Raw genomic sequence first — 20,803 nt, forward strand, 5'->3', positions numbered from 1 at the left:
CCCTTCGACGTTACCTAGGCAATCTATTCACCGCCGACGTGGGCCCCCGGTGGCAGCGGCGCGTCGGGAAACAGCTCCGCGAAGCTGCCGAACAGGATGCGGTCCCGGGTCTTGGCGTCGACGCCGTCGAACAGTTGATGCAGCGTCGCCTGCGTGTGGCCGAAGGTCCCCTCGATGTGCGGGTAATCGCTGCCCCACAACACGTTGGTGAAGCCCATCGCCGTCATCGCCGCGACGGCCGACGAGTCGTGCTGGAACGACGCGTACACCTGCGAGTAGATGATCTCCCGCGGGCCGCGTTTGAGCTTGGGGCGCACCACCATTGCGTGCTGCCGGTAGCCCTCCTCCATCCTGTCGGCGATGAACGGCACCCAGGTGGCGCCGCCCTCCGACACCAGCACCTTGAGATCCGGGTGCCGATCCAACGCGCCGGACGCGACCAGCTTCACCACCGCGCGCTGCCCGCCGAAAGACGTTTCGGTGTAGTTCAGGACCGCGCCGCCGGGGCCGTGATAGGTCACACCGATCGAGTTGCCCGCGGCGAAATCGATTGGCTCGGTGCCGATGTGGAACGCGATCACCATGCCCGCTTCCTCGGCGGCCGTCCAAAACGGCTCCCACTCCTCGCGGTGGTAGTCGCGCTGGGCCGGGTGGGGCGTGACCGGGAGAAACACCGCCCTGAATCCCAGTGCGGCGCAACGGTTGAGCTCACCGACCGCGTCGTCGATGTCCATGGTCGACACCTGCGCCGTCGGGACGAGCCGCGGCGAGTGATCCATCAGGGCTTCCTTGGCCCAGTCGTTGGAGGCCCGCATCGCCTCGCGGAGCAGCTCGGGCGTGCGAAACGAGCCCGACCACATCCCCAAAGACGGGAACACCAGCTCCGCCCAGATGCCCTCGCCGTCGAGGTCGGCCAGCCGTTTTCCGACGTCGCGTGAGCCCGCCGCGGCGACCGTGGCCTGCATGAACTCCTGCTGGGCGAGGCTGGGCAGGCGCCGCCGGAACACCTGGCCGTCGACGTGGATGGACTCCCAGCGACCGTCGGGGTCCTTCTCGGTCCGCGGCACCAGCTCGGCCAGCCGCCGCGGCAGCCGCGAGCGCCACAGGTCGTCGGGCTCCAGGAAGTGCGAGTCGCCCGAATTGGCCCACAGCTTGGGTGCGGCCATAGCCAAATATTAGAATTGCGTTCTAATACTGTCAACGATCTCTAGGAATCTTTAGCGGCGCGATGAGTTCTCCCCGGCGCCGCGGTCTATCACTGAAACCGCCCACCCACGCACGCACAAGGAGCCGCCCATGCCCTCGATCACGCCCTCGCTGTGGTTCGACCACGACCTCGAGGAGGCGGCGGCGTTTTACACGTCGGTGTTCCCCAACTCCCGGATCGAGGGCTTCAACCGGACCACCGAGGCCGGCCCGGGGGAGCCGGGAACGGTCCTGTCGGGCAGTTTCGTGCTGGACGGCGCCCGGTTCATCGGCATCAACGGCGGGCCGCAGTTTCCGTTCAGCGAGGCGGTGTCCTTCACGATCGGATGCAAGGACCAGGACGAGGTCGACTACTACTGGGAGCGGTTGACCGACGGCGGCGAGGAATCGCAGTGCGGCTGGTGCAAGGACCGCTTCGGCCTGAGCTGGCAGATCGTCCCGGATCGGCTCTACGAGTTGATCGGCGACCCGGACCGCGCCCGCGCGGCGGCGGCTACCCAGGCGATGTACGGCATGCGCAAGATCGTCGTCGCCGACCTGGAGCGGGCCGTCGCGGGCGAGTTCACTCGGTAAGCCGGCCGATCCACTCGATCGTGGCGTCGGTGATGGCCGGCACCTCGTCGGGATCGTCGCAGCCGGCGACCATCAGCGACGACTCGGCCATGGTCGCGACCAGGACGCGGCTCAGGAGCTGTCCGCGCACCGACGTGTCCAGCCCAAGCACCGCCATCCAGCGGCGGAAGGCCGCCTGCATGCGGTCGCGCCGGGCGACCTCGAATCCCGGGGGCGTGTCCCCGGACGTCAGCACCCGGGCCAGGCGCCGGTTCTCCCACATCGCCTCGAGGTAGGCCCGCACGTGCAGCTCGAAGACGCGCCGCGGGGCGGGCGCCTCGCCGGCCTGCCGCATCGCCTCCTCGATGCGGCGGTCGACGGCGGTGGCCATCTGCTCGAAGATCGCCAGGAACAGCTCGTTCTTGCCGCCGAAGTGGTGGTAGATGCTGCCGACGCTGGCGCCGGAACCGGCCACCACGTCGGCCATCGTCGCCGCGGTGAATCCCCTGGTCGCGAAGACCTCGGTGGCCGCATCGAGGATCCGCTGCTGGGTGGCGCCGGTCTTGGCCCACCGACGGGCCTGCGTTGGGGTCGCCATACCCCAGACGCTATCAGTAGCGCACTGCGGATCCGAAAGGGATTGGGGCCGTGAGGATCTCGCTTATCTTCGACGGTGGTCGGTGCGTCGTGAGTGAACAGGCGTTAGGTTGGTCGGTGCGGACGCGCGCCGACGAGGGAGTGAACATGGCTGACGACACCGAGCGAGCCCGCGATGGGTGAACCGGGCTGGCTGGACGTGCCCGGCCCGGCCGGGGATCTGAAGGCCCTGACGTGGGGGCCGCCGGAGGCGCCGATCGCGTTGTGCCTGCACGGGTTCCCCGACACCGCCTACGGATGGCGCAAGGTCGCCCCGCGCCTGGTCGAGTCGGGGTGGCGGGTCGTCGCTCCGTTCATGCGCGGATACGCACCGTCGTCGCTTCCGGCCGACGGCGATTTTCACGTCGGCGCGCTGATGGACGACGCCCTGCGGGTGCGCGCGGCCGCGGGCGGCACCGAGCACGACGTCGTGATCGGCCACGACTGGGGCGCGATGGCCGCGACCGGCCTGGCGGCGATGCCCGACAGCCCGTTCGCCAAGGCCGTGATCATGTCGGTGCCGGTCTCCGCGGGATTTCGCCGCCGCGGCAGCGCGGCCGACCGGCTGCGGCTGCTCGGCCACCTGCCGCCGCAGCTGGTGCGCAGCTGGTACATCCTGTACTTCCAATTGCCTTGGCTGCCAGAACGTTCCGCGTCCTGGGTGCTGCCGCTGCTGTGGCGGCGGTGGTCGCCGGGCTATCGCGCCGACGAGGACCTGCGCCACGTTGACGCGGCCATCGGCACGCCGGAGAGCTGGCGGGCGGCGCTGGGAACCTATCGGGCCACGATCCGCCACCCGCGGCCGCCGGCGGAGTATGCCGACCTGAACCGGTTGTGGACCCAAGAGCCGTTGCTGCCGTGCCTGTATCTGCATGGGCGTGACGACGGTTGCATGACATCGGCTTTCACCCGCTGGACGGAAAAGGCGCTGCCCGCGGGCAGCGAGGTCGCCATCGTCGAGCACGCCGGGCATTTCCTGCAGCTCGAACAGCCGGACAAGGTCGCCAACCTGGTGCTGACCTTCATCGGCTCGCCCGGCTGAAGCGATGACGGCGCGGCGGATGGCGGCCGTCGACGCGCAGTTCTACTGGATGTCGGCCAAGATTCCCAACGACGAGTTCCTGCTCTACGCGTTCGACGGCGAACCCGCGGATTGCGCGCGCGCCGTCGAGCAGGTGTGCGCGCGGGCGCGCGCGTGCCCGGACCTGGCGCTGCGGGTCGCCGAGCGGGGCCGGCTGGCCTATCCGCAGTGGGTGCCGGCCGCCCCCGGGCCCGAATGGGTGGTCCGCCACGACCTGGCCGACCCCGGCTGGCGCGAGTGCCTGGGGGCCGTCGTCGCCCTCGCCGACGACCAATTGGACGTCCGGACGATGCCGTGGCGGCTGCACGTGTTCACCCCGGTGTTCGGCATCCCGGGCGTTGCCGGGCCGGGCAGCGTCGCGGTCATGCAGGTCGCGCACCCGCTGGCCGACGGCGCCCGCGCCTCGGCGATGGCGGCCTGGCTGTTCGGGCGGGCGGTGCCGGTGCCGGAGGTGGCGGCGCCGTCGGCGGGTTTCTTGCCGTGGCGGGCGATCGAGGCGGCGCGCGCCCATCGCCGGCTGGTCCGCGACACCCACGCCGGGTTGCTGGCGCCGGGGGCCGGGTCGCGGCCGCCGCAACCGACCAACGCCCGGCCCGGCGGCACCCGGTCGGTGCGCACGCTGGTGCGGCGCCGTTCGCAACTGCGCGGCCCGACGGTCACCGTCGGGGTGCTGGCGGCGGTGTCCACGGCGCTGTCCACGCTGCTCGGCGAGGGAACCGACACTTTGGGCGCCGAGGTGCCGATGAGCAAACCCTTTGTGCGGCAGGCGCACAACCACTTCGGGAACGTGGTCGTCGGGCTGTACCCGCAACTCGGCCCCGCTGCCCGGGTGGAGCGGATCGCGGCCGAGTTGGCGAACGCGCGGCGCCGCTTCGAACACCCGGCCACGCGGGCCGCCGATCGGGCCTTTGCCGCGGTGCCCGCGGCGTTACTGCGTTGGGGCGTCGCGCAGTTCGACCCTTATGTCCGGCCCACGCAGGTGTCCGGCAACACCGTGGTGTCCAGCGTCAACCGCGGGAACGCCGATCTGAGCTTCGGGGGAGCGCGGGTGGTGCTGACGGCCGGATACCCGGCCCTGTCGCCGGCGATGGGGCTGACTCACGGGGTGCACGGCATCGGCGACACCATAGCGGTCAGCGTGCACGTCGCCGAGTCGGCCATCGCCGACATCGACACATATCTCGAGCTGCTCGACGCGGAGCTGTGAATTCTATTGCGCGTCATCGGATCTCGCCGCCTCCGCGCGGGTCAGCCCGACGGCGCCGATCAGCTCCTCGTGCAGCTCGAACCACACGGTGTGGTAGGAGTCGATGAGCGGCCGGCTCAGCCACGCGGTGTCGCCGGCTTTGACTTTGTCCAGCGCGGCAAGCAGTTTCGTCGCGTAGAAGCCCAGCCGCGGCACCTGGACCGCGGCGGCCTCGATGATCGGCACCACCCGCGCGTGCACCTCGTCGAGGCGGGCCAGCACCGCGGCGTCGTAGTCGGCGTCGTCGTGGGCGTTGGGCGCGTCCCCCCTGACTTGCCAATCGGTGACCAGCGACTTGAACTCGGTGTTCACCGGCCGAAACTCGCGATAGGCGGCGGTTATCGCGTCCGAGTCGATCCCCCGGCGCTCCTGCTCGAGCAGCGTCTCGAGCCGGGCCCGGCCGCTGGGGCTGATCCGCAGGGTCGCGTCGTCGAGCAGCAGCCCCGCCGCGGTGAGCCGCTCGACGACGTCGGCGATGTCGCCGGGATCCCGGCCCAGGGTCGAGGCCAGCTCCGCGGGACGCACCCGGCCCTTCAGCCGGACCGCCTGCAGCACCGCCAGTTCGGTCATTCGGCGACCTCGGCCGTCAACCGGATCGCGGCCAGCATGACGGTCAGCGGGTTTGCGGAGACCACGTCGTGGCGGCCGGCCTCCAATGCCGCGCGCACCGCGGCATCGGAGGTGTCATCCAGCCTCGGGTGCTCGCCGGTGGCATGGGCGCGCAGCGGGCTGATGCGCCGTGCGATGCCGGCCAGCTCGCGCAACTCCGGGGTGTCGCTCTCCGACCAGGCCGACGGGCTCAGAGTGCCTTCGCGCACTTCGCCTTCGTAGCCGTCGACGGTGATCTGCCTGCCTGCCAGCGCTGCGGCGGCGCCGCGACCGCAGCCCACCACGGCCACCCGGCCGAGTTCGCGGCTGACCACCGCCGCGTGGCTGGCGGCGCCGCCGACCTCGGTGACGATGCCCTGGGCGGCCAGCATCCCCAGGACGTCCTCGGGCCTGGTGTGGTCGCGCACCAGGACGACGCGCTCACCCCGGTCGGCGGCGCCCAGCGCCTCGTCGACGTCGGTGTAGGCCGTCCCCGATGCCACGCCCGGACAGGCGGGCAGGCCCTTGGCCAACAGGGGTGCGGCCAAACGCGTTTCGGGCTGCAACGCGGGCTGCAGCAAAGCCGCGACGTGCGCCGGCGTCACCCGGCGCAGGGCCTCGGCATCGTCGATGAGGCCCTCGCCGCGCAGTTGCAGGGCCAGCCGCACCGCGGCCTGGGCCGAGAGCTCGGCCGCCCGCGTCTGCAGCAGCCACAATTTGCCGTCGTCGACGGTGAACTCGATCTCCTGGATGTCCGACGCGAGCCGCTCCAGGCCGCGGGCGGCGTCCGTCAGCTCGTCGTAGACGGCCGGTTGCTCGTCCCGCAGCGCCGAGATCGGCGCGACGTCGATCAGTCCCGAAACGACGTCGTCGCCCTGGCCGCCGGGCAGCCATTCACCGAAGGGCTCGGCGGCCCCGGTGACGGGGTTGCGCGAAAAAAACACCCCGGCACCGGAATTGGGGCCCCGGTTGCCGAACACCATCGCCTGCACGACGACCGCGGTGCCGCCGCCGCCGCCGTCGAGGCCGTAGTGGGCGCGGTAGGCGAGCGCCCGGGGCGAATCCCACGAGGCGAACACCGCGGCGATGCCGGCCCGCAGCTGCGCGTAGGGGTCGGCGGGCACGGGTTGCCCGACGACCCGCTCATACATCGTCGTGAACCGCCGCCGGGTGTCGCGGGCGAACCCCGGGCCGCCTTCGGAGATGAGCGCCCGCTCGACGGCGTCGTTCATGCCCACATCCAAGATGGTGTCCATCATGCCGGGCATCGAGTGGGTGGCTCCCGAGCGCACGCTGACCAGCAGCGGCCGCGGGCCCCGGCCGAACGTCCGTGAGGTCTCCGCCTCCAGCCAGCGCATCCGGTCGAGCACGTCGTCCCAGATCGCGTCTATCGTCGCCGCGGGCTGGGCGAGGTAGTCGAGGCCCACCTCGGTGGTGAGGCAGAACGCCGGCGGCACCGGCAGGCCCTGCCGGCGCATCGCGTCGATGCCGTGGCCCTTGTTGCCGAGCAGCTCGCGCGGGTGGCGCGTGCCGCCGTCCAGCGCGACCACGGGATTGATGCGGGTCGTGGTGTACTCCCTCGTCGTGCGGCCCGGCCTATCGGGACCTTCCCGGCAGGCCCCGACGAGTATGTCAGTACCGCCCGCGTAGCAGCCCGAAACCGAAGCTCGTGCCCGACCTGCGGCGCAACGCCAGGTGAATCCACAGCGGTCCGTAGGGCTCGAGCAGCCGCGCCGGCGTCAGCTCGCCGGCGTCGACGGTCTCGAAGCCGAGCTCGCCGACCAGGCCGGCGGTCACCGATTTGGCCTCCGGCCGTGGCGAATTCGTTGGTCTCGACCGCGTCGAGCGACGCGTACTCGGGGTCGTCGGGGTGCGGACGCCGACCATGACCCGGTGGCCCCGGTCGTGCCACGTGGTGCCCAAGGCGTTGCCGACGTTGCCGGCCCGATGACCGCGATCTTGATGTCGCGCTCCTTTCCGGTTCGCGATGGCCACCCGCTAGGTTTGCACCTATGAATGTGTATGACGTCGGGTTACTGATCCTGCGGCTGGTGCTGGGACTGACGCTCGCCGCGCATGGCTTCAACAAGTTCTTCGGCGGCGGCCGCATACCGGGCACCGCGCGCTGGTTCGAGAGCATCGGCATGAAACCCGGCAAGTTTCACGCCACCGTGGCCGCGACCACGGAGATGGCCGCCGGGCTGGGCCTGGCGGCCGGGTTGCTGACGCCGATCCCCGCCGCGGGCTTCGTTTCGCTGATGCTGGTCGCGGCGTGGACCGTGCACCGCGCCAACGGCTTCTTCATCGTCAAGGAGGGCTGGGAGTACAACCTGGTGCTGGCCGTCAGCGCCGTCGCGGTGGCCACGCTGGGCGCCGGTCGGTTGAGCCTGGACTGGGTGATCTTCGGCAAGAACTGGTACGACGGCTGGCCAGGGCTGATTATCTCGGCGGGGCTCGGCCTCGCCGGCGCCGTCGGGCAGTTGCTGATCTTCTACCGGCCACCGGTCAAGCAGACGGGCTAAGCCACTGGATACACCAGGAGCCGGAAAAGCAACTGGCTGCGGGCCGGGCGTGGGCTACGGCAACCCGTTCATCCCGTTTTGGCCGAGCAGTAGCCCGCCGGTGCCGCCGGCGCCGGGATTGCGGATGACCGCACCAAACCCTGTGTTTCCGCCGTTACCGCCGTCGCCAATCAGCACGGCGTTGCCGCCGTTGCCGCCTGCGCCCTGAACGCCGCCGAGGTCGCCGTTTCCGCCCTCGCCGCCGTTGCCGCCGTCGCCCATCAGCCCGGCGTTGCCGCCGGCCCCGCCGGCGCCGCCGACGGGATTCGTGCCGGCGGCAGCGCCTCCTGTGCCGCCGGCGCCGCCGGAGCCGTCGAGGAGACCGGCGTTGCCGCCGGCCCCACCGGCTCCGCCGGCCCCGCCGGCCCCGCCGGCCCCGCCGCTATCTCCGAACCCGCCGCTGCCGCCCGCGCCGCCGTCGCCGAAGAACATGCCGGCCCCACCGGCGCCGCCCGCACCGAACAATCCGGCGGACCCGCCCGCGCCGCCGGCCCCGCCGATCCCGTTGGTGCCGGTGGCGGTCCCGCCCGCGCCGCCGCTCCCGCCGCTCCCGATCAGTCCGGCGGCGCCGCCGGCGCCGCCATTGCCGCCGTTGATGCCGGTGGTGCCGGATCCGCCGGCGCCGCCGTTGCCGATCAACCACCCGCCGGGAGTTCCGTTTTGCCCGGTCCCGACGGCGCCGTTGGTGCCGTTGCCGATCAGTGGCCGCCCCGTGAGCGCCTGGACTTCCCCGTTGACCCCACCGAGCAGGGTTTGCAGCGGGGACACGTTGGCCGCCTCCGCGCCGGCAAACATCGCCCCACTGGCGCTCATGGTCTGCACGAACTGCTGATGGAACGCCGCCGCCTCGGCGCTCAGCACCTGATAGGCCCGGGCGTGCCCGGAGAACAGCGACGCCAGCGCCGCCGACACCTCGTCGGCGCCGGCGGCCAGCACCGCGGTGGTCGGGCCCGCCGCCGCCGCATGCGCGGCGCTGAGCGCCGATCCGATGCTCTCCACATCCGCCGCGGCCGAGGCCACCACCTCGGGGGCCACCATCACAAACGACATCGCTATCCTCCCGCTCGTCATCGAGCGTTCGGGCGGATGCGCGTCGCCGCCCATCCGGACGCTCGTCTGGAATCGAATTCAGGATGCGGGGGATGCGGCGTGCGAAACGTCGGTCAAAGCACGTAATAGCGCACGTTGGGGGGTCGTAGATTCGCGCGCCGGCGGTGCTTAGCGATCAGCTGCGACCGGTGACTTCCTGGGCGAGTTGCACGCGGGAGCTGATGCCCAGTTTCGCGTACACGTGCGTGAGATGGGTCTGCACCGTGCGCCGGGAGATGAACAGCCGGGCGGCGATCTCGTTGTTGGCCAGCCCCTCGGCCACCAGCCGCGCGACGTCGCGCTCGGTCGGGGTGAGGGAGGCCCAGCCGCTGGTCGGCCGCTTGCGCTCCCCGCGGCCGCGGCGCGCGTAGGCGATGGCCTCGTCGAGGGACAGCCCGGCTCCCTCCGCCCACGCGCTGTCGTAGTCCTGCTCGCCCATGGCGTCGCGAAGCGCGGCGACCGTCCGCTCGTGGTCCGCGTCGTGGATGCGGTACCGCACCGCGCCGATTCGCCGGCGAATCTGGTCCGCCGCGCCGAAGAGCCGCGCCGCGTCGCGATGGCTCAGGCCGTCCGCGGCCAGCCGCCCCAGGCACTCGAGGATGTCGGGGACGGCCAGGTGCGCCTGGCACTCCGCGGCGCAGCCGAGCGCCTTGTGCGCGTCGCGCTCGGCCTGGTCGGGTTCGCCCTTGGCGATCGCGATGCGCGCCCGCGTGGTGAGCGCCCGGGCCAGGTGCCAGCCTGCCGACGCCGCGACCTGTTGGTCGGCCCAGCGTCGGGCCTCGATGAGATCGCCGCGCGCCAATGCCACGTCGGCCATCGGGTTGACGATCGCCGCGCCGAGCTCGCCCTGCGCGCTCAGGCGTTGCTGGGCGGCCTCGCACGCTACGGTCGCCATTTCCAGGTCGCCGGCGGCCGCCGCCGCGGTGACCAGGACCGCATAGCTGAATCCCTCGTTGTAGGGCCAGAGATCGGCGGCGGCGTCCAGCGATGCGTCGGCAGTGGCGGTGGCCGCGCCGGTATCGCCCTGGAAAGCGAGTGCCAGGCTGAGGCTCAGCCGGGCTCCCCACCTGAACAAGACGTCGTGTGCCGCGTCCGCATCGGCGGTCACCGCCTCGAATTGCTCGACGGCCTTGGCCAGATCGCCCTTCATCATCTGCGCCAGGCCGAGGGTCCAGCGGCACGAGCGCGCGTGGAAGCGGTCACCGATCGCATCGGCGAGCTCGCACCCCTCCTGGGACGCCTCTTCGGCGGCGATCGGGTCGCCCGCGTAGAACGCGCCGTTGGCCTGCCAGGTCAGGATCTGGGTCAGCCGCCACTGGTCATCGAGCGAGCGGGCGATGCCGATCGCCTCGGCCAGGTACGGGCGGGCCGCGGCGGCGCTGTAGGAAGCGATCGCGCCGCATGCCGTGAGCGCGCGCGCCAGTAGGGCGGGGTCATCGATCTCGCGGGCGATCGCCACCGCTTGCTGCGCCTGCTCGAGGTTGTCGCCGATGCTGCGCGACGCGTCGAGCACCGCCTTGTCGGCGAGCGCGCGCCCACGCACCACCGCCGAGATGTCAGAGCGCCGCGCGTCGTCCTCGGCGAGCGTGGCGTCGAACCAGGCCAGCCCCTCCTGGATGCGGCCCCGCGTCTGCCACAGCGGTTGCAGCGACGACGTCAGCTCCAGCGCGCGCTCGATGTCACCGGCTTGGCGGCTCCACACGAACGCCGCCCGCAGGTTGTCGATCTCGACCTCGACCTGTTCGATGCGGCGCTGGTGGTCGGCGTCGGCGGCGCTGTCCAGCAGGGCGGCCAGCGCCGCGTAGTAATCGCGGTGCCGCGAATGCACCTCGTCGGCTTCCCCGGATTCCGCCAGTTTCGCCGCCGCATAGTGGCGCACCGTCTCGAGCAGCCGGAAACGGGTGCGATCGCCGGCGTATTCGGCCACCACCAGCGACTTGTCCACCAGCTGGGCGAGCCGGTCGAGCACCTGGTGCTGCTGCGCCGGATCGCCGTCGCCGACGACCCGCGCGGCATCGAGGTCGAAGCCGCCGCGGAACACCGCGAGCCGCCGGAACAGGACGCGCTCCGGCTCGCTCAGCAGCGCGTGGGACCAGTCGACCGACTCCCCCAGTGTCTTCTTGCGCCGCGTCCCGGCCCGGGGGCCGGTCACGAGCCGGAAGCGGTTGCGCAGGCCGTCGAGGATCTCGGTCAGCGACATCATCCGCACCCGCGCCGCGGCGAGCTCGATGCCCAGGGGCAGGCCGTCCACGCGAACGCAGATCTCGCGCACGGCGGCGCTGTCGTCGACGCCGATGCTGAAATCGGGCCGGGCCAGGCGCGCACGGTCGACGAAGAGTTCGATCGCCTCGTCCGCCAGCGACAGCGACGGCACCCGCCAGGTCACCTCGCCGGGCACCCCGATCGGCTCGCGGCTCGTCGTCAGGATCGTCAGCTGCGGGCAGGCGCCCAGCAGCGCGACGGCCAGTTCGGCGCATTCGTCGATCAGGTGCTCGCAATTGTCCAGGACCAGCAGCACCGGCCGGTCACCGAGGAATCGCGCCAGCGTTTCCGTCGCCGAGCGGCCGGGCTGGTCGGGGAGGCCGAGGGCCCGCATCGCCGCGACCGGCACCACCTCGGGGTCGGTGACCGGCGTCAGGTCGACGAACCACACGTTGCCGTCGAACTCCGCCGCCGCCTGCGCGGCGACCTGCACGGCCAGCCGCGTTTTGCCGACACCGCCGGGACCGGCCAGGGTCACCAGCCGGTTCTCATACAGGGCCTTGACGACGTCGTTGGTCAGGGTGACGCGACCCACGAACCGCGTCAGCTGCACCGGCAGGCCGTGCGGGACGACGCTTCCGGTGGTGCGCAGCGGCGGGAATTCGACGTCCAGGTCGGAGTGGCAGAGCTGCGCCACCCGCTCGGGGCGGGGAAGACCGCCGAGCTGGTGGGTGCCCAGATCGGTCAGCCAGGCGTCGGCCGGCAACTGGTCGATGACCAGGTCGCGCGTGATGCCCGAGAGCAAAATCTGGCCGCCGTGCGCCAGGTGGCGCAGGGCGGCCGCCCGCTCGGGGGTCGAGCCGACATACTCGCCGGCGTCGCCGAGCTGCACCTCGCCGGTGTGCAGGCCGATGCGCAGCCGGATCGGCGCCAGCGGCGCCCGCTGCAACGCCACGGCACACGCCACCGCGTCGGTCGCGTGGGCGAACGCGGCCAGGCAGCCGCCGCCCGCGCCCGCCGAGTCCGCCAGCACGCCGTCGTGGGCGGGGACGATCTCGGCGGCGGCTCGGCCCAGCCGCGCGAGCGCCGCCGTCGTTTGCTCCGGCTGGCTCTCCCACAGTCGCTCGGAGCCCTCGAAATCGGCGAGCAGCAGGGTCACCGTTCCTGTGGGCATACGCTCCCTCACGCGAGGGCCATGCCTTTTACATGACCGTAAATCCCCGCGCACACCAGTTTCGCTCATGGCCGCCGCCAAGGGTCGAATACCACCCGAAAACTATTGAGGTCACCGGGGCGGCGGGGCCTACCGGCGGCGGCCCCGGGCACCCGGGCCGACCATTTGCCGGGGGCGGCCCTACGACCCCGCACCTCGCTGCATTTACGACCCCTCATGCTGAGTATCTACGCGATTCGACCGACGTTAGTTCGACGTCGGACCCCGCATATTTGACTCGCTTGGACGAGAAGCCGGGGCCGGTATCGCAATTCGCTGCGCTTTCGCCGATCGCCCGGACGGCTTGGGAACGGGAGGACGGCGATGTCGCACCTGAGGGCGGCCCCGGAGGCGCCGACGGCGGCGTCGGCGGATCCGGCAGACGGCCGCGCGGCGCTGAGCGCGCCAAACGCGGCGGCCCCGACGACTCCGGCTTATTCGACGGGCCGATGGCGCTCTCGGGTTTCTGCCACTAACGGCGAAGGACGGGTGTGATGAATTTCTTGGTATTGCCGCCGGAGATCAATTCGGCGCGGATGTATCTGGGTGCGGGGCCGGGTCCGATACTGGAGGCGGCCGCGGCCTGGGAGGGGCTGGCCGGCGAGCTGGGTTCGGCGGCGCGCTCCTTCGGGTCGGTGACGTCGGGGCTGGCCGGGGCGGCCTGGCAGGGTCCCGCGGCGGCGGCGATGGCGGGCGCGGCGGCGCCGTACGTGGGGTGGCTGTCGGCCGCCGCGGCGCAGGCGCAGGGCGCGGCCGGCCAGGCGCGGGCGGCGGCGTCGGCGTTTGAGGCCGCGGTGTCGGCGACGGTGCATCCGGGGGCGGTGGCGGCCAATCGCAACCGGCTCGTGTCGCTGGTGCGGTCAAACCTGTTCGGGTTCAACGCCCCCTCGATCGCGGCGGCCGAGGCGCAGTACGAGCAGATGTGGGCCGCCGACGTGTCGGCGATGGTGGGGTATCACGGGGGGGCGTCGGCCGTGGCCGCGCAGTTGACGCCGATGCAGCAGGCGCTCGCCAGCCTGCCCGGCCCGCTCGGTCCGGTGCAGGCTGCCCAGGCGGCCCTGGTCAACCTCGGCGGGGGAAACGCGGGCGGCGGCAACGTGGGCGGCGGCAACCGCGGCAACCAAAACCTGGGCAGCGGCAACAACGGCAGCCAGAACGTCGGCAGCGGCAACATCGGCAGCACCAACGTCGGCAATGGCAACAACGGCATCAGCAACATCGGCAGCGGCAACCGGGGCAACCAAAACCTGGGCGCCGGAAACGCGGGCAACAACAACACCGGCTTCGGAAACGCCGGCCTCGGGAACGTCGGCAGCGGAAACCTCGGCAACACCAACGTCGGCAGCGGAAATCTGGGCAGCGGCAACATCGGCAGCGGGAACCGCGGCGACTCCAACATGGGCATCGGGAACCGCGGCAGCAACAACGTCGGCATCGCCAACACCGGCAGCCACAACTTCGGCCTCGGCAACACGGGCAACAACGACATCGGCTTCGGGCTCACCGGCGACAACCAGATCGGTTTCGGCGGGCTGAACTCGGGCACCGGGAACATCGGCTTCGGCAACTCGGGCACCGGCAACGTCGGCTTCTTCAACTCCGGCACCGGCAACGTCGGCCTCTTCAACTCCGGCAATCACAGCTTCGGTCTCGAGAACTCGGGCAGCTTCAACACCGGGTTCACCAATTCGGGCCAGGGCAACACCGGCTTTTTGAACAGCGGCTTCAGCAACTTCGGTGCCGGCAACGGCGGGTCGAACAACATGGGGATGTTGAACGGCGGTTCGCAGAACTTCGGAATGGGCAACTCCGGCTTCCAGAACACCGGCAGCGGCAACGCGGGCTCGCTCAACACCGGGGACTTCAACGCGGGCGACATCAACACGGGGTGGGGCAACGCGGGTTCCAGCAACACGGGCGGCTTCGACTCCGGCAACCTGAACACCGGTTTCGGCAGCGCGATCACCCCGGTCGGCGTCAAGAACTCGGGATTCGGCACCACCGGCCTCGATTCGTCGGGCTTCTTCAACTCCGGCGGCGACACCTCCGGGTTCCAGAACACCGGCCTTGCCTTCGAGTCGGGCTTCGGTAACTCCGGCAACGGCAACAACGTCGGGATCAACAACGCGGGCAGTTTCCTGGCCGGCATCGGCAACACGGGCTTCGACAACATCGGCATCGGCAACTCGAACGTCTTCAACTCGGGCATCGGCAACTCCGGCAACGACGATTCGGGGTTCTTCAACAAGCGCGACGCGCAGTCGGGCTTCTTCCAATAGGGACTGTGATGTCAGACTTTTCGTCGCTCCCGCCGGAGACCAACTCTGCGCGGATGTACGCCGGTGCCGGGGCCGGGCCGCTATTCACGGCGGCGACGGCCTGGGACGGGCTGGCTGCCGACCTGCGGGCGTCGGCGTCGTCGTTCGACTCGGTGATCTCGGCTCTGATCGGCGGCCCGTGGTCGGGTCCGGCGTCGGCGGCGATGGCGGGCGCGGCGGCGCCGTACCTGGCGTGGCTGGCCGCGTCGGCGGCCCAGGCCGAGGCGGCGGCGGCCCAGGCGCGGGCGGCGGCCGCGGCGTTCGAGGCGGCGCAGACCTTGACCGTGCACCCGGCCGCCGTCGCGGCCAATCGCACGCAGCTGATGACGTTGGCGGCGACCAACTTTCTGGGCCAGAACACGCCGGCGATCGCGGTCACCGAATTCCACTACATGGAGATGTGGGCCCAGGACGTCGCCGCGATGGTCGGCTACCACGCCGGGGCGGTGTCGGTGGCGGCGGCGCTGCCGCCGTTTGCGGCGCCGCCGATCAGCCTGGCGGGCGTGGCTGCTCCGCTGGCGCAGGGGGCCGCGGAGGCGGCCCCCGGGGTGGTGACCGCCTTGCAGTCGCTGCTTTCCGGGGCGCCGCTGCAATCACTGTCGTCGGTGGCCCAAGTCGCGACCCTCCCGATCAGCATGCTGATGTCCCCGATCCTGTCGTTGGCGCAGGGCGCCAACGCCGGCACCGCCGGACTGGCCAATGCCACGGCGGTCGGGGCCGACGTCGGAAAGTTTGTCGGCAGCACCGCCCCGGAAATGAAGCCGTTCGGCGGAGCGGCGGGCCCGGGGCCGGCCGTGTCGGCGGGCCTGGGCAATGCCCGGTTGGTGGGCTCGCTGTCGGTGCCCCCGACGTGGCAGGGATCAACCCCGGCCGGCATGGTCAGTGCGGCCATGTCCGGGCTGGGTGGCGAAATGCCCGGCGCCGCAGCGGGAGTCGGCGCCGGCGCGGGCGGCATGCCGATGATGCCGATGCCGATGGGCGGTACGGGCGGCGCCGGAATGCCCGGTGGGATGTCGGGCCGCGGCGGGGCGAGCCCGCACGTACTGCAGTCACGGCCCAGCGTGGTGCCGCGCGTCGGGGTCGGATAGGGCGGGGGTGGGCAGTCGGGCTTTTCGGACTCGCCGCCGGCTGTCATGCGGCGGCACGTGATTGGACAGTAATTCACTTGTTGAAAGGAGACCGTGATGACTACGCGGTTCATGACCGACCCGGACGCGATGCGGGCGATGGCGGGCCGGTTCGAGGTGCACGCGCAGACGGTTGAGGACGAGGCGCGCCGGATGTGGGCGTCGTCGCAGCACATTTCGGGCGCGGGATGGAGCGGCGCGGCCCAGGCGACGTCGTACGACACGATGGGGCAGATGAATCAGGCGTTCCGCAACATCGTGGGCATGTTGCACGGCGTTCGCGACGGGCTGGTTCGGGACGCCGGCAACTACGAGCAGCAAGAGCAGGCTTCGCGGCAGGTTCTGGGCAGTTAGGAGATTTCGCGATGACGATCAATTATCAGTTCGGTGACGTCGACGCTCATGGCGCGCTGATCCGGGGCCAGGCGGCGTCACTGGAAGCCGAGCATCAGGCCATCGTGCGGGATGTGTTGGCGGCAGCGGATTTCTGGGGAGGCGCCGGCTCGGTGGCCTGCCAGGAATTCATCACGCAGCTGGGCCGCAACTTTCAGGCGATCTACGAGCAGGCCAACGCGCACGGTGCCAAGGTGCAGTCCGCGGGTAGCAACATGGCCACCACCGATTCGGCGGTGGGCTCTGGCTGGGCCTGACCGGATGCTGCGGCGCAGGGGATTTGGCGATCCGCTCCTCGACGGGCCGCCTATCCTTGCGCGATGGTATAGCGCCGCGTGTTATGCGTTGTCTCGCTCGGCCTTGCTCTACGGGATCGGCTTCACCGGAAACGTCGTGGTTCCGCGGAGTATTGACCATGGTCTGGCGGCACCGCCTGACAACGCGATCCTGATCGATCTGCTGCTGCTTGGCCTGTTTGCGGTTCAGTACCACTTCACGGCGCGGCGGATCGAACACGGCACCGATGCGCTGTTCGGGAGCCTCGCGCTGTTCCTGCTCTATTGGCAATGGCGCACGCTGCCGACCGTGATCTGGGATGTGCCAGCACCGGCCCGGCCGGGTCCGCACGTCCTTTTCTGGCTGGGGTGGGCGGTCGTCGTGCTCGGAGCGAACGGCATCCGGCGCCGCGACTGTTTCGAGCTGCGGATCAGGTATTTCATGTGGCGTGAAAGTCCTTCCGGAAGACGGGGATTCGGTTCCCAGCTGCTGTTCTGGCCGGCCCGGCACCCGACCGTGTCGGGGTTGGTCGTCGCGTTGTGGGCGACGCCGGTGATGACGTCCGGGCACCTGCTCTTCGCGGTCGCCGCGACCGGATTCATCGTGGCGGTCGTCAGGGGGGCAGAACACGGCTCGCGGCGACGGTCGGCGCTCGCCGCCGCGGTCATCACCGAGCTGTCCGGCACCGTGTTTCCGGCGCTGCGGCAGGCGACGGTCTTCCCGGGATCCCCTAGACCGGGGTCGCCGCCGCCGCGGCGGTGTCGGCCGTCATCACTTCGGCCGCCGCCCGCTCGCCGGAGCGGATCGCGCCGTCTACCCACCCGCACATGATCGCCGAGCTCTCCGTGCCGGCCCAGTGGACGCGACCGCAGGGCTCGCGCAGGGTGTAGCCGAATTCGGTCAGCACGCCGGTCGGGGCGTGGCTGATCATGCCGCCCCCGGAATAGCGCTCGGTCGTCCAGTTCTGCTCGTGGAATTCCAGCGGCGAGTTGGCCCTGTCGCCGAACCGATCGACGAGCTCGCCGATGACCGCGGCTTTCCGGTCGGCCTCGTCCATTCTTGTCAGCCGCCGTGCGGCCGGCCCCTCGGTGATCACGCACATGATCCCGGGGTCCGCGGTGTTCGTGCACGCGTCGATGGTGAGCGTCGCCGGCGACCCCGGCGCGGCCGACTGGCCGCACAATCCGTCCGCGCGCCAAAACGGCTCGTCGTAGATGATCGAGATCTTGATGACCGAGCCACCTGGCATGCGCTGGTGCAGAAGCGCCCGATCGACGGGCAAAAGCGGCTCGTAGACAATCGAACTGGCGATCGCGACCGGGATCGCCACAATGGCGCGCCGTGCCCGCACCGTCAAACCGTCCGCGGTGACGGTCACGCCGTCGGCGTCCTGGGTGATCTGGCGGACCGGGCGTGAAAGGTGCAGCGCGTCACCAAGTTCGGCGACGATCGATCGATAGATGGCGCCCATCCCCCCGACGGGTCGGGCGTCCTGGGCGCCGCCCTTGCCGGAGATGACGAAGGTAGGCCCGCCGCCCGATCCCATCTGCAGCAGCGCCCACAGCAGCGACGTCTCCGACCCGGCCGAGGTGTACACGCCGGACAGGGCCATGTCCAGCATCTCGCGGGCGGCCTTGGACATGGTGTTCTTTTCGATCCATTCCCCGAGGCTGATGCGGTCCCACTCGGCGGCGTGCTTTGCCTCCCACGGCGCTTCGCGCGGAATCGATTTGCACATCTTCTCGATCGACATCAAGCCGATACCCAGGTTGGTCACCGCCCACGGGCTCATCGACCAGGGAATGGTGCCGCCGTAGCGGTGCTTCTTGCCGTCGACGATCATGATCGCGTCGCCGTCGTTGTGCTGCTTGTATTCCGGAACGCCGAACTCGTTCATCAGCGCGTAGATGCGATCCTGACCCGGACCGATCCAGGCGCCGCCGCGGTCGATCCAGGTGCCGTCGTCGCGAGTGACGGTGAATGTGCGACCGCCGACCCGGTCGCGCGCCTCCAGCAAGGCCACCGAGCGCCCGGCCTGCTTCAACCGCAGGGCGGCCGTCAAACCCGCGAACCCGGCCCCGACCACGCAGTAATCGACATCTGACACGACTGGCTCCTCACGTGGAGTTCGCGGCCCGCCCCAAGCAGCAAACTACACCGATCGCCCGACCGGCAGTACCGTGTTCACCCGGATTTCTCGGGCGATTCAAATGGATCGACGCGGCCGCTGTCCGGTCGAAGCCGATGGCCCGCGCCGTTAGAGCGGCAAAACCCTTGTCGCGCTTTGTCGTTGGCGGGTCACAGGTGGTGGGCCTGATTGCCGCCGCGGCGCTTGGCGGTGTACATCGCGCTGTCTGCGACGTCGATGAGCTTTTCGATGAGCCCGGGGACGTCGGAGATGCCCATCGGGGGCAGCTCGGCGGTGGCCGTACCGATGCTGGCAGTCAGTCCCTGAGGAAGCGCGGCGATGGCCGCGCCCAATTGCTCCGAGACGTGCTCGGCGTTCGGCGAGGAGCCGGTCGCGGCGATGAGAAACTCCTCGCCGCCGGCGCGGCATAGCAGCGCTGTCGGTGCCACCTGTTGCCGCAGCGCGTCGGCGACGGCGATCAGCGCGCGGTCGCCCGCCGCATGGCCGAAGGTGTCGTTGATCCGTTTGAACGCGTCGAGATCGATCATGATCATCGTCAGATGGGTGTCGTCGTCGCGCTGATCGCCGAGTCTCCGGGTGAGCGCGGCGATGAATCCGCGGCGGTTGAACAACCCCGTCAGCGCGTCTTCGTCGGCGCGCTCCGCGTAGGTCCCCATGGCGCGCGACATCCCCCGCATCGCCAGCGGGAAGGCCAGGTTGAGCGTGGCGATCACCCAGAACGCGGCGAGCCCGGTTCCGATGTCGGACTCGCGAGCCACGTGCACCCCGGTCGCGACGGAAACGGTGGCCGCCAGGGCGGCGCTGAAGACCAGAAACTTGTTGCTGTGGAAGAGCGCGACATAGCCGCTGTTGGTGGCCATAGCGCAGCAACCGACGGCCGCCAGCGCGGCGGTCGGCTGGGTCAGGCTCCACGCCGCAATGCAGGTGCCGGCGACAACCCCGAAAATTTCCGATTGGACCCGGGTCGGCCACCGCGTCAGCCAGAAGAAGCTGACCGCGACGACGAAGACCGCGGCCGCCGCGTCGATCAGCACCACCTCGGCGGTTGGCCGATGGGTGCTGAGCATGGTGGTCACCGGGACGAGCGCCGATATCGAGGAGATGACAGCGAGGCTCCACTGTGTCGCGCGCAGCAGCCCGCGCTCGCGCAAGACGGCGGTGATCCAGTCGAACTGATCGGGCTGACCCACCCACGACGCGAATCGGGACACGCTGAGCACCTCCTTCCAGGAGATAGCTCAGCACCAAACGGCGATCGGCGAAGCAAATGTGCCAAATCGGCGAAGCCCTCAGGGTCGCGAGTCGACCCGTCACCGGCTTGCCTGCCCGCCTAGACCGGGAAGGTCGCCGGCTAGTCCGAGGCGGCGGCGACGGTGGCCGACCTGATCATCGACAACGCCCTTCGGCGCCGCGGCCGTGCGATGAAGGCGAATTCGCTCACGATGTCGTGATGCTTCGATCGGGGCTACTGAACCAAGCGATTCTTGGATAGCCCGCGAGTTCCGCGGCATTCCCTGCTCGTCACTCCGTCGGTGACGAGTTGAAGGTATTCATGAGTATGACTGCTGCGACAAACGCGATGATCAAAATCGCAACGAAAAGCACCACCACGGTGCTCAGCAGCTTCAGTAGCACACCGTAAATTCTGTTGTACAAGTTGAGTAGTTGACTCTGGACGCCGTTGAGCAAGTTGGCCGCTTGAGCCGGCAAGCCGCCGACAGCGCCGCCAATCGAGTCCGCAATCGCGCTGAACGGCTGCAACGAGGCGACATTGGTGGCCTCGGCGGCGGTATACGCGTTCGCGCTCGCGGTCAGGTGCCGGACAAACTGATCGTGGAAAGCCGTCGCCTGCCCGGCCAGCGTCTGATAGTCCCGGGCGTACTGGGAGAACAGGTGGGCGACGCCGGTCGATACCTCGTCCCTGGCGGCGGACAGCACCGCCGAGGTCGGCGGTGCCGCCACCGCATGGGCCGCGTCGAGGCTCGAAACGATCGTTGCCAAATCCGTTGCTGCCGAGGTCATTACCTCCGGCACCGCGACCACAGCCGACATTTCTGTCCTCCTGCCCGGCCGTGGATTTGGCGCATTCGGCGACGACGGCTTAACCGTGCAACCGTGCGATCGGTCAGGCTTGCGTAGTCAGGTACTCCATTTTTTGTGGACACC

General features: G+C 70.3%; 19 protein-coding genes. 9 read left to right on the forward strand and 10 right to left on the reverse strand.

Translation table 11 applies throughout. The features are described 5' to 3' along the window. Nucleotides 1–23: 23 nt before the first annotated feature. On the reverse strand, nucleotides 24–1,166 hold the full coding sequence (locus tag MTAB308_RS23210) for an amidohydrolase family protein (RefSeq protein WP_077102526.1): 1,143 nt from the start codon (nucleotides 1,164–1,166) through the stop codon (nucleotides 24–26). 130 nt (nucleotides 1,167–1,296) lie between these two features. Here MTAB308_RS23210 and MTAB308_RS23215 point away from each other — a divergent pair, with 130 nt between their 5' ends. Beyond that, nucleotides 1,297–1,779 carry a VOC family protein gene (locus tag MTAB308_RS23215; protein WP_077102528.1) on the forward strand — a complete coding sequence of 161 codons (483 nt, stop codon included), beginning with the start codon at nucleotides 1,297–1,299 and terminating at the stop codon, nucleotides 1,777–1,779. On the opposite strand, the gene MTAB308_RS23220 is transcribed toward MTAB308_RS23215, so the two are convergent. Beyond that, entirely contained in the window at nucleotides 1,769–2,356 is a 588-nt protein-coding gene (locus MTAB308_RS23220) for a TetR/AcrR family transcriptional regulator (protein WP_077102530.1), read from the reverse strand. The two genes, MTAB308_RS23215 and MTAB308_RS23220, sit on opposite strands and share 11 nt — an antisense overlap. A gap of 174 nt (nucleotides 2,357–2,530) precedes the next feature. Between MTAB308_RS23220 and MTAB308_RS23225 the strand changes: the two genes are divergently transcribed. Continuing rightward, nucleotides 2,531–3,436, forward strand: a complete 906-nt coding sequence (locus tag MTAB308_RS23225; RefSeq protein WP_077102532.1) for an alpha/beta fold hydrolase — start codon at nucleotides 2,531–2,533, stop codon at nucleotides 3,434–3,436. Between the two features lie 4 nt (nucleotides 3,437–3,440). Beyond that, nucleotides 3,441–4,682: a WS/DGAT domain-containing protein gene (locus tag MTAB308_RS23230; protein ID WP_077102534.1), complete on the forward strand. Its 1,242-nt coding sequence runs from the start codon at nucleotides 3,441–3,443 to the stop codon at nucleotides 4,680–4,682. A 3-nt stretch (nucleotides 4,683–4,685) separates the two neighbouring features. Here MTAB308_RS23230 and MTAB308_RS23235 read toward each other — a convergent pair whose 3' ends face one another. From MTAB308_RS23235 to MTAB308_RS23245, 3 genes are all read right to left on the reverse strand, one after another. Continuing rightward, on the reverse strand, nucleotides 4,686–5,291 hold the full coding sequence (locus tag MTAB308_RS23235) for a MarR family transcriptional regulator (RefSeq protein WP_077102536.1): 606 nt from the start codon (nucleotides 5,289–5,291) through the stop codon (nucleotides 4,686–4,688). Next, entirely contained in the window at nucleotides 5,288–6,868 is a 1,581-nt protein-coding gene (locus MTAB308_RS23240) for a pyruvate, phosphate dikinase (protein ID WP_245831545.1), read from the reverse strand. Before MTAB308_RS23240 ends, MTAB308_RS23235 begins: the two co-directional genes overlap by 4 nt. Nucleotides 6,869–6,941: 73 nt before the next feature. Beyond that, nucleotides 6,942–7,106 carry an NAD(P)-binding domain-containing protein gene (locus tag MTAB308_RS23245; RefSeq protein ID WP_216823691.1) on the reverse strand — a complete coding sequence of 55 codons (165 nt, stop codon included), beginning with the start codon at nucleotides 7,104–7,106 and terminating at the stop codon, nucleotides 6,942–6,944. A gap of 215 nt (nucleotides 7,107–7,321) precedes the next feature. Between MTAB308_RS23245 and MTAB308_RS23250 the strand changes: the two genes are divergently transcribed. Further along, nucleotides 7,322–7,831 carry a DoxX family protein gene (locus MTAB308_RS23250; protein ID WP_077102540.1) on the forward strand — a complete coding sequence of 170 codons (510 nt, stop codon included), beginning with the start codon at nucleotides 7,322–7,324 and terminating at the stop codon, nucleotides 7,829–7,831. Between the two features lie 54 nt (nucleotides 7,832–7,885). Here the strand turns inward: MTAB308_RS23250 and MTAB308_RS23255 are convergent, their stop codons facing one another. After that, nucleotides 7,886–8,920: a PE family protein gene (locus tag MTAB308_RS23255; protein WP_083746730.1), complete on the reverse strand. Its 1,035-nt coding sequence runs from the start codon at nucleotides 8,918–8,920 to the stop codon at nucleotides 7,886–7,888. A 175-nt stretch (nucleotides 8,921–9,095) separates the two neighbouring features. Continuing rightward, a complete protein-coding gene (locus tag MTAB308_RS23260; RefSeq protein WP_077102545.1) occupies nucleotides 9,096–12,347 on the reverse strand; it encodes a helix-turn-helix transcriptional regulator in 3,252 nt (1,083 codons plus the stop codon). Between the two features lie 521 nt (nucleotides 12,348–12,868). Here MTAB308_RS23260 and MTAB308_RS23270 point away from each other — a divergent pair. From MTAB308_RS23270 to MTAB308_RS23290, 5 genes are all read left to right on the forward strand, one after another. Continuing rightward, a complete protein-coding gene (locus MTAB308_RS23270; protein ID WP_077102549.1) occupies nucleotides 12,869–14,653 on the forward strand; it encodes a PPE family protein in 1,785 nt (594 codons plus the stop codon). 8 nt (nucleotides 14,654–14,661) lie between these two features. After that, nucleotides 14,662–15,780 (forward strand): PPE family protein, encoded by a 1,119-nt coding sequence (locus MTAB308_RS23275; RefSeq protein ID WP_425436309.1) that lies wholly within the window; start codon nucleotides 14,662–14,664, stop codon nucleotides 15,778–15,780. Between the two features lie 96 nt (nucleotides 15,781–15,876). Next, complete coding sequence (locus tag MTAB308_RS23280; RefSeq protein WP_077102553.1) at nucleotides 15,877–16,173, forward strand: WXG100 family type VII secretion target; 297 nt, start codon at nucleotides 15,877–15,879, stop codon at nucleotides 16,171–16,173. A gap of 11 nt (nucleotides 16,174–16,184) precedes the next feature. Next, the gene (locus tag MTAB308_RS23285; RefSeq protein ID WP_077102555.1) at nucleotides 16,185–16,469 is read left to right on the forward strand and encodes a WXG100 family type VII secretion target; all 285 of its coding nucleotides are present in this window, start codon (nucleotides 16,185–16,187) and stop codon (nucleotides 16,467–16,469) included. A gap of 88 nt (nucleotides 16,470–16,557) precedes the next feature. Further along, a complete protein-coding gene (locus tag MTAB308_RS23290) occupies nucleotides 16,558–17,319 on the forward strand; it encodes an isoprenylcysteine carboxylmethyltransferase family protein (RefSeq protein ID WP_157901002.1) in 762 nt (253 codons plus the stop codon). Here MTAB308_RS23290 and MTAB308_RS23295 read toward each other — a convergent pair. The 3 genes from MTAB308_RS23295 to MTAB308_RS23305 all read right to left on the reverse strand — a co-directional run bounded on the left by MTAB308_RS23295 (nucleotide 17,219) and on the right by MTAB308_RS23305 (nucleotide 20,689). Then, nucleotides 17,219–18,595 (reverse strand): flavin monoamine oxidase family protein, encoded by a 1,377-nt coding sequence (locus tag MTAB308_RS23295; RefSeq protein WP_077102557.1) that lies wholly within the window; start codon nucleotides 18,593–18,595, stop codon nucleotides 17,219–17,221. The genes MTAB308_RS23290 and MTAB308_RS23295 overlap by 101 nt on opposite strands. A gap of 191 nt (nucleotides 18,596–18,786) precedes the next feature. Continuing rightward, nucleotides 18,787–19,848, reverse strand: a complete 1,062-nt coding sequence (locus MTAB308_RS23300; RefSeq protein WP_157901003.1) for a GGDEF domain-containing protein — start codon at nucleotides 19,846–19,848, stop codon at nucleotides 18,787–18,789. A gap of 310 nt (nucleotides 19,849–20,158) precedes the next feature. Further along, nucleotides 20,159–20,689, reverse strand: coding sequence for a PE family protein (locus MTAB308_RS23305; RefSeq protein ID WP_077102561.1), 531 nt, complete (start codon nucleotides 20,687–20,689; stop codon nucleotides 20,159–20,161). Nucleotides 20,690–20,803 lie beyond the last annotated feature (114 nt).

The sequence above is a fragment of the Mycobacterium terramassiliense genome, from assembly GCF_900157385.1.
Lineage (GTDB): Bacteria > Actinomycetota > Actinomycetes > Mycobacteriales > Mycobacteriaceae > Mycobacterium > Mycobacterium terramassiliense.

Coding starts and splice junctions, on each gene's coding strand:
- MTAB308_RS23210 (WP_077102526.1), bottom strand. CDS start 1,166: ATGGCCGCACCCAAGCTGTGGGCCAATTCGGGCGACTCGCACTTCCTG.
- MTAB308_RS23215 (WP_077102528.1), top strand. CDS start 1,297: ATGCCCTCGATCACGCCCTCGCTGTGGTTCGACCACGACCTCGAGGAG.
- MTAB308_RS23220 (WP_077102530.1), bottom strand. CDS start 2,356: ATGGCGACCCCAACGCAGGCCCGTCGGTGGGCCAAGACCGGCGCCACC.
- MTAB308_RS23225 (WP_077102532.1), top strand. CDS start 2,531: ATGGGTGAACCGGGCTGGCTGGACGTGCCCGGCCCGGCCGGGGATCTG.
- MTAB308_RS23230 (WP_077102534.1), top strand. CDS start 3,441: ATGACGGCGCGGCGGATGGCGGCCGTCGACGCGCAGTTCTACTGGATG.
- MTAB308_RS23235 (WP_077102536.1), bottom strand. CDS start 5,291: ATGACCGAACTGGCGGTGCTGCAGGCGGTCCGGCTGAAGGGCCGGGTG.
- MTAB308_RS23250 (WP_077102540.1), top strand. CDS start 7,322: ATGAATGTGTATGACGTCGGGTTACTGATCCTGCGGCTGGTGCTGGGA.
- MTAB308_RS23255 (WP_083746730.1), bottom strand. CDS start 8,920: ATGTCGTTTGTGATGGTGGCCCCCGAGGTGGTGGCCTCGGCCGCGGCG.
- MTAB308_RS23270 (WP_077102549.1), top strand. CDS start 12,869: ATGAATTTCTTGGTATTGCCGCCGGAGATCAATTCGGCGCGGATGTAT.
- MTAB308_RS23275 (WP_425436309.1), top strand. CDS start 14,662: ATGTCAGACTTTTCGTCGCTCCCGCCGGAGACCAACTCTGCGCGGATG.
- MTAB308_RS23280 (WP_077102553.1), top strand. CDS start 15,877: ATGACTACGCGGTTCATGACCGACCCGGACGCGATGCGGGCGATGGCG.
- MTAB308_RS23285 (WP_077102555.1), top strand. CDS start 16,185: ATGACGATCAATTATCAGTTCGGTGACGTCGACGCTCATGGCGCGCTG.
- MTAB308_RS23305 (WP_077102561.1), bottom strand. CDS start 20,689: ATGTCGGCTGTGGTCGCGGTGCCGGAGGTAATGACCTCGGCAGCAACG.